The organism is Bacillus siamensis (assembly GCF_051628075.1).
GTDB lineage: Bacteria > Bacillota > Bacilli > Bacillales > Bacillaceae > Bacillus > Bacillus siamensis.
Genome location: NZ_CP155579.1, coordinates 2,228,450 through 2,240,773 on the forward strand (window position 1 = coordinate 2,228,450; position 12,324 = coordinate 2,240,773).

Consider the following 12,324-nt stretch of genomic DNA (forward strand, 5'->3'; position numbering starts at 1 on the left):
TGCCGGAAAAACTGGCTACCCTTTAGTATAATCCACCGAAATGCTCTCGTCCAATACTTTTCTAATTGTGCTTCGTTATTTAGAAAATACTGAAAAAGAAGGTATACGCCTATACCTTTAAAGGCGGATGCACATATGATAGCCGTGTAAACATGAAACAAAGGGAGGCTGATTTCAGATGGGCGGAGCTTGTTTCGGCGGAGGTTTTGCATTAATTGTCGTTCTGTTTATTTTGCTTATTGTCGTAGGGGCATCTTATATCTGCTAGTTCTTCACGTTTCAGACACCAAGCCGCTCTTTTTTTCCTTTTCATAACGCTGTGGTACACTGGTTTTAGCAAAAGGAGGAAGCGGCTTGTATCCAAAAGCTTATATCGGCTTTTTGGCCGAATTTCACGCATCAAGAGATTATTTTGAGTGTCATGAACTGTTAGAGGAATATTGGAAAAAAAGCCCGCCTGAGGAGCGGAGCATTCATTGGGTCGGCCTGATTCAGTTAGCCGTCGCTCTGTATCATCAGCGGAGGGGAAATGAAGCCGGGGCGAAACGGCTGATCGCCAACAGCTTACGCATTCTGAGGGCTGAAAAACAGGCTGTCAGCTCTCTCGGCCTCAGCCATCCAAAGCTGATAGAGCTGATAGAGTCGCTGTCAGACGATATAAAAGCCGGCCGCCCGTACAAAAGTGTTATGCTGCCGATTACAGATGACACTCTGAAAGAAGCGTGTCTTGCCGAATGCCGCCGCAAAGGCTATACATGGGGGCAGGCCGGCGTATCAGACACCTTTCTTATTCATAAACACCGCCTGCGGGACAGGACGGATGTCATTAAGGAACGCGAACGGGAAATGGAGAGAAGAAAAAAAAGCAGAGGCTGACGGACAGCCCTGCTTTTTCTGCATAAAAAACAGCTCCCGAAACCGTGAAGATTCCGGGAGCATTTGTCAGTTATTATATGAAATATCCTGATCTTTTTGATGTTGACAGCGTTCAAAAAAGCTTTGCGTTAATTCATTCGGAACGAGTGCCTCCGTTTTGAACAGACGTTTTAAGGCGTCCATCATTTGCTTTCCGATTCCTTGATGGCGGTGAGAAGGATTCACGCTGATATGGCGGATTTCAACCTCTGAGTCTTTTTTTTCAACTCCGATCGCTCCGACGATATCTTCATCCTCTTTCCAAAGAAAGAGCTGGCGGCCAGTATCCGTTTCATAGTCCTTTATTGTCTGCTGAAGCTGCTTGAGATCTTTTTCATTCGGCATAAATGACAGAAGACCCATTGCAATCTTTTCAAACGATTTTTTATAACGAATTAACATAAAAACCCCTCTATATCCAAAATGTCCATTCATGTCCTAGCAAACGGATGAATAAAGGCGATCCGTTTCCTCACATTATATCATTTTCGCCGCTGTTTTAAACGCTTTTCAACAAATTATTCAAATGAACGGTTTAGATTCGCCATTTCAATGGCGGATACTGCGCAATCCGCTCCCTTATTTCCGGCTTTTGTTCCGGCGCGTTCGATCGCCTGCTCAATGGTTTCAGTCGTTACGATACCGAAGATAACCGGGACGCCCGTCGCGGTGCCCGCTTGAGCGATGCCTTTTGCCGCTTCGTTGCAGACATAGTCATAATGCGTTGTCGCTCCTCTGATCACCGTGCCGAGTGTAATAACGGCATCGTATTTTTTCGTTTCCGCCATTTTTTTTGCCGCAAACGGGATTTCAAACGCTCCCGGCACCCAAGCAACGTCAATGTCATTTGATTCTACACCGTGGCGAAGCAATGTATCTTCCGCTCCGCTTAACAGCTTGCTCGTAATAAATTCATTAAATCTGCCGACGACGATTCCGATTTTAAGTCCTGTTCCTACTAAGTTTCCTTGTATGATATTCATATGTTATCCATCCTTTTTTGTGAGATTTGTTTTTAGAAATGAAGCAAGTGTCCGAGTTTGTTCATTTTGGTTTGTAAGTAATTCCTGTTATGCTCACCCGCTTCCATTTGAAGCGGCACCCGTTCTGAAATGCTCAGTCCGTATCCTTCAAGGCCGGCGATTTTCCGGGGATTATTGGTTAAAAGTTTCATATGCTGAACCCCCAAATCGCGGAGAATCTGGGCACCGATCCCGTAGTTGCGCAGGTCAGGCAGAAAGCCGAGCGCTTCGTTCGCTTCAACCGTGTCATACCCCTCTTCCTGCAATCGATACGCTTTCAGCTTATTGATTAAACCGATTCCTCTTCCTTCCTGACGCAAATACAATAAGACGCCTCGGCCTTCTTCGGCAATTTGCGCAAGCGCGGCATGAAGCTGAGGCCCGCAATCACAGCGGTGGGATGCAAACACATCGCCCGTCAGGCATTCTGAGTGCACTCTGACAAGAACGGGTTCGCTGCTAAACGGGACATCACCCATAACAAAGGCGAGGTGTTCTTTTCCGTCAACCTCGTTTGTATATCCGTAAACCCGGAACGTGCCGAAATCAGTCGGCAGCGTAATGTCAACTTCTCGGTTCACAAGTGTCGTAATGTTGTAGCGGTATTCTATTAAGTCTTTTATCGTAATCATTTTCAGCTGGTGGCGTTTGGCGATTTCTGATAACTCAGGCACTCTGGCCATTGTGCCGTCTTCATTCATAATTTCACAAATGACGCCCGCTCCTTGAGAGCCGCATGCTTTTGCAAGGTCAACGGCTGCTTCCGTGTGGCCCGCCCGCTTCAGGACGCCTCCTTTTTTTGCGATTAAGGGAAAAATGTGGCCCGGACGCTGAAAATCGTCAGACACAGATTCCTCATTCAACAGCGCCTGAATCGTAAAAGAACGTTCTTGAGCGCTGATACCTGTTTTTGTCAGTCTGTGGTCAATGCTGACCGTAAACGCGGTTCCATGTGAGTCCGTATTATGATCGACCATCGGGTGAAGATCCAGCCGGCCGGCAATATCTTCAGAAAGCGGCGTGCAGATCAGGCCCCTCCCATGGGTCGCCATAAAATTGACCACTTCGGGTGTGGCATGCTCAGCGAGCGCTACGAAATCTCCTTCGTTTTCTCTGTCTTCATCATCGACAACGATGATGACTTCACCTTTTTTCAGCGCATCTAACGCCTCTTCTATTGGATGAAACATATTGATCTTCCTTTCTAAAAGCCGTTCTCGCTTAAAAAAGCTTCTGTGATCGTTTGATTGCTTTTCGTTTGTTCTGTTTTGTGCAAAAAGCGGTATAAGTATTTGCCGATCATGTCACACTCAATATTTACGGTCGAGCCGACTGTTTTCGTCTGAAAAATCGTTTCTGAAATGGTATGCGGAATAACGGATACCGTCACGCTTTCGTCTGATAAACCGAAAATTGTCAGGCTCACGCCATCTACCGTAATCGAACCTTTCAAGACGAGCGTTTTCGTCAATTCAGGCGAAAGTTTTAAATCGTAATAAACCGCGTTGCTTTTTTTCTCAATCCGGGTAATTTCCGCCGTTCCGTCCACATGCCCGGATACAAAGTGGCCGCCGAAGCGTCCGTTGGCGGACATCGCTCTTTCCAAATTGACTTTGCTGCCTTTTGACAAGCCGTTCAGCGAAGTGGCTTTTACGGTTTCCGGCATGACATCAACCGTAAATTGTTTATCAGAAAATCCGGTTACGGTCAGGCAGATGCCGTTTACGGCGATGCTGTCGCCAAGTTTTACATCGCTTGTCACTTTTGAAGCGGCGATGGTTAATGCCATGGAAAGGCCTGTCTTTTTGATTGCTTGGATCGTGCCTGTTTCTTCAACGATTCCTGTAAACATCGTCACCATCCTTTCCGTCTTTAGGTATGGCCGTCAGTTTTATATCCGGCCCGATTTGGGTGATTTGTGTGAATTGTAAATGGGGGACATCTTTCATTGATTGAAAACCTTCACCGGAGATCAAGCTGGGAGCAAGCGTTCCTCCGATTAATTTAGGGGCGAAATAGAAATGAAGCTCCTCGAAACAGCCTTCCTTGACAAAACTTCCGTGTACGGATGCGCCGCCTTCCACATAAACGGACATTATGCCGTTTTCAGCTAGAATGCTGAGCACCTCAGGAATGTGAATGCGGTCTGTTTCAAGCGAAAAGACTTTTATTCCGAGTGCGGTCAGCCGCTCTTTCTTTTGCACGTCAGCGCCTTTGGCCGTAAATATCCATGTCGGCGCGGCGCCGTCAGTGACCACATTTGCCGTTTCCGGAATGGTCAGCTTTGTATCAAGAATGACTCTGACCGGCTGCTTGACCGCATCGGGCAGCCTGCAGGTCAGGCTCGGATTATCGGCTTTGACTGTGCCTGCTCCGACAAGAATGCTTTGATGCGATTTCCTGTATTGCTGGGCATCAAGCCTTGCCGCCTCTGAAGTAATCCATTTGCTGTCACCAGTTTCAGTCGCTGTTTTCCCGTCAAGGCTTGCGGCCGCTTTCAAGGTGACATACGGAAGTCCGGTCCTCATGAAGTGAAGAAACATTTTATTCAGCTCTTCTGCCTGTTGCCTGAGAATTCCGGTTTTCACTTCGATGCCCGCTGCTTCCAGCATTCTGATGCCTTTTCCGGCGACTAGCGGATTTGGATCTGTCATAGCGACAAATACTCTTTTTATCCCCGACTTTATCATCAGTTCGGCGCATGGCGGTGTTTTTCCGTAATGGCTGCAAGGCTCCAGCGTCACATACATATCTGCGTCTTTTGCGTGACTGCCTGCCATATTGATCGCGTGCACTTCCGCATGGGCTTCCCCGTATTGCAAATGGGCGCCCATTCCGACGATCTGGCCGTTTTTGACGACGACAGCACCGACAAGAGGATTGGACTGCGTCTGCCCTTCACCGCGTCTGGCAAGCTCTATTGCCGTATTCATATAATATTCTTCCATCGTTATCCCTCCCTTCTTCCACGCAATTTGGCGTCAAAAAAGCCCCGAATGTTTACACAGTTCGGGGCTTTGCCAGTTTTAATCCATAGGAAATAAGACTATACAGTAAGATTATTTTTTGCATAGCTTCTCTCATCCTTCTCCCATCCAGACTTTCACTGTCGGCTTCAGCTTTTCACTGAATCCACCGTATACAAATGCATACGGGTCACGGGCTGTAAAGCGCAAAACGCCTTATTACCGCCGGTCGGGATTTTCACCCAGCCCCGAAGGATACAATCAATATTTTTTTGTCCTTATCCGCTATTATAACATCCTTTGCGGCAGGCGCAATGAATTTGCACCTGATTTTTCAGAAAAAATAAAAAGCGCCCTTGTTCCAAAAAAGGCGCCTTTATTTATTCGTTTACTTTAACAACCTTCAATAAGCCGTCAATCCGGTTTGATTTGCTGAAATACGCTTTAATCTTATCTCCTTTTTTCACATCGGAGAGATCCTGCTTCAGCTTGTCGCCGTTAAAAATGATTTTTGTGCCGTTTGCTGCCGTGCCGTGGTATTCGGTTCCTTCTATTTTCGTAATTTTATATGTTTTCACTGTATATTCTTCTTTTTCCTGAGACAGGGTTTGTCCGATAGCCGTCGGCACGTCTTTCAGCTCAATATCGTTTATGACCATAAAACCGCCCGCCAATAACAGCAGCAGTACAAGTAAAATGGCTGCTTTTGTTTTAATACTTCCCATTTTTCTACCTCCAGCCCGTATCAATCTATTCATTACTATGTCATATTCCTTTTTTTCATGAATAGAAAACCGTTCTTCCCTGCGTGAGTTATTCATATAACGTTTCGTCAAGGGAAGATGTTTCATGTATCTGTAAAACTTTCTATCTATTAAATAGTTATACGAATTTATGTTCTGTTTTTGTGGGTAGGGAGATTAATTTATATAAAAAAAGCAGTTTTCTCATAAAGAAAACTGCCGTACGGTTTATTTCGTCTTGCGGATTTCGTTAAACGGGAAGAAGACGAATTTTGATGTGCCCGCGATTTGTTTTTTCGTAAAAAGACCGAGGCCGTTACGGCTGTCCATAGATTCTCTGCGGTTATCACCCATGACGAAATATTTGTCGTCCGGCACTTTCACCGGGCCGAAGTCTTCCGTCAGCCGGTCATAGCCGTCTTGCTTCGCTTTTTTCTTGTTTGCCGCTAAATACGGTTCGGACACTTTTTTGCCGTTGATGTACAGCTGGTCGTTTTTCATTTGCACCGTGTCGCCGGGAAGTCCGATAATCCGTTTGACATAGTGTTCGTTTTCTCCGTTCAGAACGACGATCTGGCCGCGTTTGAAGTCGCTTATGTATTTGACCGTCATATTAACAAAGATTCTCTCGCGGTCATGCAGCGTCGGTTCCATTGATCTTCCGTCAACGAGATAAGGAGCAAATAAAAAGTTGCGGATGAGCAATGCGAGAACGACAGCGATGATAATGGCTTTCGCCCAATCAAGTACGGCGCTTTTTTTAGAAGTTTTTTCTTTTTCTGATTTCAAGTGATTTCCTCCCATTAGCCATGGTCGTTTTTATTTTACCATGAATCCCTGCACAGAGGGCAAATAAGCCCCGCACCTCATCCATTTTTTTCATTTTATAAGCCGGATCTGCTGATTTTACGGTATTTTACGAAGCTTCCGATCCGCCAAATGCACAAATACACAAAAGCAAGCTCCATTGTTAAAACGGCAAATTCCGTCGCGTCAATGTTTTTGAAATATTGACTGAGCACGATACGGATCGCAATAATCGCGATAATGACATATTTAAAGTTTTTATTCCGCTTAGAGTACACAAAGCCGTCTTCCCGGATTTCATATGCGGTTTGCGACAGCATGATGGCGCCAAATACCGCGCCTAACAGCCCGGCGATGGCGAGCTCCCAAACAGCGGGAAGATGAAACGGCTTTCCCGGGATATTCATGAGCTGGCTGATGCTCAATGAAAAAATGACGGCGATAATCAAAAGCGGGAGAATGATGCCGAAGCCGCCGCCTTTAATCGGCCTGTTTCCCTTTTTCAGTCTGAACCAAAAGATAAGTGCGATAATAATAATGACAAATAAAACGGTTGCCAATTGAACCAACGTTTTTACCTCTTTTCATTGTTGTAATCGGTCTTTTACACTATACCAGAGTGACCGCGGAAGTTCATATATGTATTTTTTCATGATTTACACATGAGAATTTTCATATACATAAAAAAACCCGCCTCCAAAAGGCGGGTTTTTCGGTCATTATCCTTCTACACGGACTTCTTTCATTTTGTCTCCGTTAGACATGTTTTTCGCATGCTCTAAACCGCTTGTCACTTTTCCGAATACAGTATGAACGCCGTTTAAATGCGGCTGAGGCTCATGTACGATGAAGAATTGGCTTGAACCCGTGTCTTTACCGGCATGCGCCATTGATAAAGAACCGGCTTCGTGCTTATGCGGATTGCCTTCTGTTTCACATTTGATCGTTTTTCCGCTTCCGCCCATGCCTGTCCCAGTCGGATCTCCGCCTTGGCTGACAAAGCCCGGAATCACGCGGTGAAAAATAACGCCGTCATAAAAACCTGTATTCGCCAGGTTTTCAAAGTTAGCGACTGTATTAGGCGCTTCATTAGGGTAAAGTTCAAATTCGATTCTGCTGCCGTTCTCCATTTCGATGTAACCAGTTTTCATTCTCATTCCTACTTCCATATGTTTTTTGTCAAAGCCTTCTTCAATATGAATTTCAATTGTAAGCCGGCTTTCTTTTTGATATTCTTTTGAAGGAAGATGCGTCTGCTCTTCTTTTCGCGGCTATTATACCACACCTTCAGCCGGAAAACGAATCTCCCCGCTTCCAAAGAAAGAAAATGAAACCAGAACAGCTTCACAGCCGTCTATGTAACGGAACTGCTTCACGCAGTCCCTCACAAACCGCTTCAAAACGGCATTTGTGAAAAGAAGGAGGTTAACCGCTTTGAAAAAAATGTGGATTGGATTGCTGGCGGCGGCCGCAGTATTGTGCACAATACCGAAAATCAGCCTGGCCGATGCCGCAGTCGGAGATGTTATCGTCACACTGGGGGCAGATCTGTCAAACGCAGACCGTCAGAAAGTGCTTGACGAATTAAATGTCCCTGATAACGCGACAAAGGTGACGGTCACTAATAAAGAAGAACATGAATATCTGGGAAAATATATATCGAATGCCCAAATCGGCACAAGAGCCATTTCTTCATCATCCATCACGGTGGAAAAGAAAGGGTCCGGACTTGACGTCCAAACCCATAATATTGATTCCATTACGGATGAGATGTACTTAAACGCCCTGATGACAGCAGGCGTGAAAGATGCAAAAGTATACGTGACGGCGCCGTTTGAGGTATCAGGAACCGCCGCATTGACGGGAATCATTAAAGCGTATGAAGTTTCATCAGACAAAGCGATTTCAGAAGACGTAAAACAGGTCGCCAACCAAGAGCTTGTCACAACTTCAAATCTCGGGGAAAAAATCGGAGATAAAAACGCCTCCGCGCTTATCGCAAACATTAAAGACGATTTCGCGAAAAACGGTGTGCCCGATACAAAAGAAGGAATCGAGAAAAAAGTCGATGATGCGGCATCAAACCTTAACATTACACTGACTGACGCTCAAAAAGACCAGTTAATTTCATTGTTTAATAAAATGAAAAATGCCAAGATTGATTGGGGCCAAGTCGGCAATCAGCTCGATAAGGCAAAAGACAAAATCACAAAGTTCATTCAATCCGATGAAGGCAAAAGCTTTATTCAAAAAGTCATTGATTTCTTCGCTTCAATTTGGAATGCGATCGTGTCTGTATTTACAGGAGACAGCGGATCAGCTTCTTCAAACAGCTGAGACAAAAAAGAGACCGGACTCCATTGTTCCGGTCTCTTTTTTTTATTTATTGTTTGACCCCCGTCTTAAACGGCAGATCCAGCTTTACGATGTCTTCATAAGTTTCCCTTTTAATGACAAGATGCGCTTCGCCGTCTTCCACAAATACGACGGCAGGCCGCGGAATGCGGTTGTAGTTGTTAGCCATACTGTACCCGTATGCTCCTGTGCAGAAGACGGCGAGAAGATCGCCTTCTTTCACTTCCGGAAGATCTATATCCCAGATGAGCATATCTCCGCTTTCACAGCACTTACCTGCGATGGACACCGTCGTGTCGTGGTGTTCTCCGATTCTGTTTGCCGAAACGGCTTCATATTTGGCCTGATAAAGCGCAGGACGGATATTGTCGCTCATTCCTCCGTCAACCGCTGCATATTTACGGGTGCCGGGGACTTCTTTTTGCGAGCCGATGGTATAAAGCGTCGTTCCGGCGTCGCCGACGAGCGAGCGCCCCGGTTCAATCCATATTTCCGGAATGTCAAAAGCATGCAGCGCTGCGTTTTCTTTTACCGCTTCGATTATTTTTTCAACGTAGACGGCAGGATGAAGAGGTTCATCCTCTTCCGTGTAACGGATGCCGAAGCCGCCCCCTAAATTCAGCACTTCAGAAACGAAGCCGAAAGATTCTCTCCATTCACTCAGTTTTGCGAAGATTTTTTCTGCGGCCAGCACAAAGCCCGCCGTATCAAAAATTTGTGATCCGATGTGGCAGTGAACGCCGAGAAGATGGATATGTTCTGACTGCAGCACTTGCTCAATCGCCTTTTCTATTTGCCCGTTATGCAGATCAAAGCCGAATTTGGAATCTTCCTGTCCGGTCGTAATATAATCATGCGTGTGCGCCTCTACCCCCGGAGTGATCCGCAGAAGCACATCCATGGTGCGCCCTGATTTGCTGCACAGTTCCGCGAGTAAGGATATTTCATAAAAATTATCAACGACGATGCAGCCGATTTGATGATCGAGCGCCATTTTCAATTCTTCTCTGCTTTTGTTATTGCCGTGAAAATGAATCCGGTCAGCCGGAAAACCAGCCGAAACCGCCGTAAACAGCTCTCCGCCGGATACAACGTCCAGTGAGAGCCCCTCCTGCTCAGCAAGCTGTATCATTGCAACGGAGGAAAACGCCTTGCTCGCGTATGCGACCTGCGCTTTTAAATCCGCGTCAATGAATGCCTGTTTAAAGCTTTTAGCGCGCTCACGTATTAAAGCCACGTCATAAACATAAAGAGGCGTGCCGTAATGCTCCGCTAAATACAGCGCATCCACACCTCCGATTTCCAGATGACCTAGTTTGTTTTGTCTGCTTGTGCCATGTAAGAACAATGCTCATTCCCTCTTTCTGATCCGCATATGGGTGAAAAGGACAGCTTTTTTTGAGCTGTCCTTATACAAGTCCCGCATAAGTTAAGACATACAATATCATAATCTTCTGTCGGTTTCAATGCGATTATGAACCGCTTGGCTGTCTTTGACGGTCTTTCGGGTGAACAATGCTCGGTCTGACTTTCGCTCCCGGCACTGTCGTCCTGACGAGCACCTGCCACAGCGCCTTTCCGTTAAACGGTAAAAACGGCCATAAATACGGTGTATGAAACGAGCGGATACCCGCCATTAAAATCAGCAGCAATGTAAAGCCGATAACAAAGCCTTTTACTTTAAAAATGGCCACGAGCACCATTAAGATGAGACGTATCATTTTATTGGCGAGGCTGAGTTCATAGCTCGGCGTGGTAAATGATCCGATGGCGGCGATCGATACGTACAGAATGACTTCGGCTGAAAACAGCCCCACCGCTATGGCAATTTGTCCGATCAGCACCGCCGCTATCAGGCCCATGGCAGTCGATAAAGCGGTCGGCGTATGGATCGCGGCCATCCTGAGAAACTCAATCCCCAAATCAGCCAGAAAGATCTGCAGAATGATCGGAATGTGCGTATTTTTATTTAAGCCGATAAAATCCAATCTTTCAGGCAGAAGTGACGGGTCGAGAACAAAGAGGAACCAGATCGGAAGCAGAACAGTTGAAGCGATAATACCGAAAAACCTGATCCATCTTAAAAATGTTCCGACAGAAGGGGCCTGTCTGTATTCTTCCGCATGCTGAACGTGGTGAAAAATCGTTGTGGGCGTTATGATCACGCTCGGTGACGTATCGACGACGATAATGACGTGCCCTTCTAAAATATGATTGGCGGCCACATCAGGACGCTCCGTGTATCTGACCATCGGAAACGGGTTGTAGCCTTGTTTGACGATAAATTCTTCCACCGTTTTATCAGCCATCGTCAGTCCGTCAATGTCAATCGCATTCACTTCGTTTTCGACGATGCTGACAAGGTCCGGATCCGCGATGTCCTCTATATACACAATGGCAAGATCCGTTTTAGAACGCTCGCCGACTTTCGTAATTTTGACGCGGAGCCTTTCGTCTCTGATCCTTCTTCTGATTAACGCTGTGTTAATGACGATACTTTCGATAAATCCGTCTCTGGCCCCGCGAACGACCTTCTCTGTATCCGGCTCTTCGGGTGTGCGTCCGGGGTAATTTCTGACGTCAACGACGAAGGCGAAACCGGCGTCTTCTACGATAACGGCCACAAGTCCGGAAAGCACTTGATCCGTCGCTTCGTCGAGCGTTTTGACTTTTTGGACCTGCTGGTTCACAAGCCTGTTTTCAACAACATCAAGCGCTTCATCCGCGTTCTCGTCATAATTATTGACATCGACGAGCTGTTCTATTAAATGAATGATAAACAATGTATCGGTTAACCCATTGACAAAGTAAATCTGGACTTCCCGGTCTAATACTTGAACTTTGCGGACTCCGATATCGTAGCTCGTTCCCATACCGACGCGGTCTTTAAAAAATTGTTCATTTTTTCTAGGATCCCGGTATACTTTTATCATGTTTTCCGGTTTTTCCGGCATGATATTCGCTCCTTTCTAAAATGAATTCGACAGCCTTCATCGTAATCGGCGAGCCTTTGGATATGTCATCTTTTCTTCCCATTTTTCCTATATCGCCGATGCCCACAACGAGAGGAACGTCCAGTTTGTCAAGACAATACACCGTATCTCCGTTCATTCTGTGCTCGTCCATTTCTCTCATTCCGGTTTTATCGACGCCAAACTCCGTCACTTCTCCATCACGGTCAATGGAGACATCGACTTTTGTCCATTCAGCCTGATGGGTTTTAGAAGCGACCGCAATTACCCCAAGCACTTCAATGTCTTGATGTGAGGCGACATATTTCAGCGCCGTTTCGCCCGGCCCTTCCCCTTGCAGGCCGGAATCGTCAAACATGACAAACACCGGGTCATGCGGCGCGGCTTTAATCAGCTGAACGAGTTCCGGACCGGTTCTGGTTGACGGATTGCCTTTTGATTGGGAAATACATCGTCCGCCTGCTTTTTCCGCGGCATATTCAATCGTTTTGGCGGCGTATACGTCTCCGTCTGTCACAAGGATGACCTTCCGTTTCGTCATCAG

General features: G+C 46.2%; 15 protein-coding genes and 1 riboswitch. Of the genes, 3 read left to right on the forward strand and 12 right to left on the reverse strand.

Translation table 11 applies throughout. The features are described from left to right. The first annotated feature begins 178 nt into the window (after window positions 1–178). On the forward strand, window positions 179–268 hold the full coding sequence (locus tag ABDB98_RS10885) for a YjcZ family sporulation protein (RefSeq protein WP_016939141.1): 90 nt from the start codon (window positions 179–181) through the stop codon (window positions 266–268). 86 nt (window positions 269–354) lie between these two features. Then, window positions 355–876 carry a DUF309 domain-containing protein gene (locus ABDB98_RS10890; RefSeq protein WP_438420152.1) on the forward strand — a complete coding sequence of 174 codons (522 nt, stop codon included), beginning with the start codon at window positions 355–357 and terminating at the stop codon, window positions 874–876. A gap of 66 nt (window positions 877–942) precedes the next feature. Here ABDB98_RS10890 and ribT read toward each other — a convergent pair whose 3' ends face one another. The 9 genes from ribT to ABDB98_RS10935 all read right to left on the reverse strand — a co-directional run bounded on the left by ribT (window position 943) and on the right by ABDB98_RS10935 (window position 7,604). Next, complete coding sequence (gene ribT, locus ABDB98_RS10895) at window positions 943–1,317, reverse strand: GNAT family N-acetyltransferase RibT (RefSeq protein WP_003153373.1); 375 nt, start codon at window positions 1,315–1,317, stop codon at window positions 943–945. A 116-nt stretch (window positions 1,318–1,433) separates the two neighbouring features. Further along, entirely contained in the window at window positions 1,434–1,898 is a 465-nt protein-coding gene (gene ribH / locus ABDB98_RS10900; RefSeq protein WP_003153372.1) for a 6,7-dimethyl-8-ribityllumazine synthase, read from the reverse strand. A 32-nt stretch (window positions 1,899–1,930) separates the two neighbouring features. Next, on the reverse strand, window positions 1,931–3,127 hold the full coding sequence (locus ABDB98_RS10905; RefSeq protein ID WP_438420153.1) for a bifunctional 3,4-dihydroxy-2-butanone-4-phosphate synthase/GTP cyclohydrolase II: 1,197 nt from the start codon (window positions 3,125–3,127) through the stop codon (window positions 1,931–1,933). Window positions 3,128–3,141: 14 nt separating this feature from the next. Further along, entirely contained in the window at window positions 3,142–3,789 is a 648-nt protein-coding gene (gene ribE / locus ABDB98_RS10910; protein ID WP_047475699.1) for a riboflavin synthase, read from the reverse strand. Beyond that, window positions 3,770–4,885: a bifunctional diaminohydroxyphosphoribosylaminopyrimidine deaminase/5-amino-6-(5-phosphoribosylamino)uracil reductase RibD gene (ribD, locus tag ABDB98_RS10915; RefSeq protein WP_438420154.1), complete on the reverse strand. Its 1,116-nt coding sequence runs from the start codon at window positions 4,883–4,885 to the stop codon at window positions 3,770–3,772. Before ribD ends, ribE begins: the two co-directional genes overlap by 20 nt. A gap of 131 nt (window positions 4,886–5,016) precedes the next feature. Then, window positions 5,017–5,163, reverse strand: a riboswitch (FMN riboswitch). Between the two features lie 120 nt (window positions 5,164–5,283). Then, a complete protein-coding gene (locus ABDB98_RS10920) occupies window positions 5,284–5,628 on the reverse strand; it encodes a hypothetical protein (protein WP_060964863.1) in 345 nt (114 codons plus the stop codon). Window positions 5,629–5,874: 246 nt separating this feature from the next. Continuing rightward, window positions 5,875–6,450, reverse strand: coding sequence for a signal peptidase I (lepB, locus tag ABDB98_RS10925; protein WP_045925495.1), 576 nt, complete (start codon window positions 6,448–6,450; stop codon window positions 5,875–5,877). Between the two features lie 80 nt (window positions 6,451–6,530). Then, window positions 6,531–7,022 (reverse strand): CcdC protein domain-containing protein, encoded by a 492-nt coding sequence (locus ABDB98_RS10930; protein WP_060964862.1) that lies wholly within the window; start codon window positions 7,020–7,022, stop codon window positions 6,531–6,533. 150 nt (window positions 7,023–7,172) lie between these two features. Beyond that, window positions 7,173–7,604, reverse strand: a complete 432-nt coding sequence (locus ABDB98_RS10935) for a peptidylprolyl isomerase (protein ID WP_038463262.1) — start codon at window positions 7,602–7,604, stop codon at window positions 7,173–7,175. A 283-nt stretch (window positions 7,605–7,887) separates the two neighbouring features. On the opposite strand from ABDB98_RS10935, the gene ABDB98_RS10940 reads away from it, so the two are divergent. Then, window positions 7,888–8,790 (forward strand): DUF1002 domain-containing protein, encoded by a 903-nt coding sequence (locus ABDB98_RS10940; RefSeq protein WP_438420155.1) that lies wholly within the window; start codon window positions 7,888–7,890, stop codon window positions 8,788–8,790. A 46-nt stretch (window positions 8,791–8,836) separates the two neighbouring features. Here the strand turns inward: ABDB98_RS10940 and lysA are convergent, their stop codons facing one another. The 3 genes from lysA to ABDB98_RS10955 all read right to left on the reverse strand — a co-directional run bounded on the left by lysA (window position 8,837) and on the right by ABDB98_RS10955 (window position 12,324). Beyond that, window positions 8,837–10,156, reverse strand: coding sequence for a diaminopimelate decarboxylase (lysA, locus tag ABDB98_RS10945; RefSeq protein WP_438420156.1), 1,320 nt, complete (start codon window positions 10,154–10,156; stop codon window positions 8,837–8,839). 124 nt (window positions 10,157–10,280) lie between these two features. Beyond that, window positions 10,281–11,762 carry a spore germination protein gene (locus ABDB98_RS10950; RefSeq protein WP_045925497.1) on the reverse strand — a complete coding sequence of 494 codons (1,482 nt, stop codon included), beginning with the start codon at window positions 11,760–11,762 and terminating at the stop codon, window positions 10,281–10,283. Then, window positions 11,716–12,324 (reverse strand): stage V sporulation protein AE, encoded by a 609-nt coding sequence (locus ABDB98_RS10955; RefSeq protein ID WP_095241744.1) that lies wholly within the window; start codon window positions 12,322–12,324, stop codon window positions 11,716–11,718. Before ABDB98_RS10955 ends, ABDB98_RS10950 begins: the two co-directional genes overlap by 47 nt.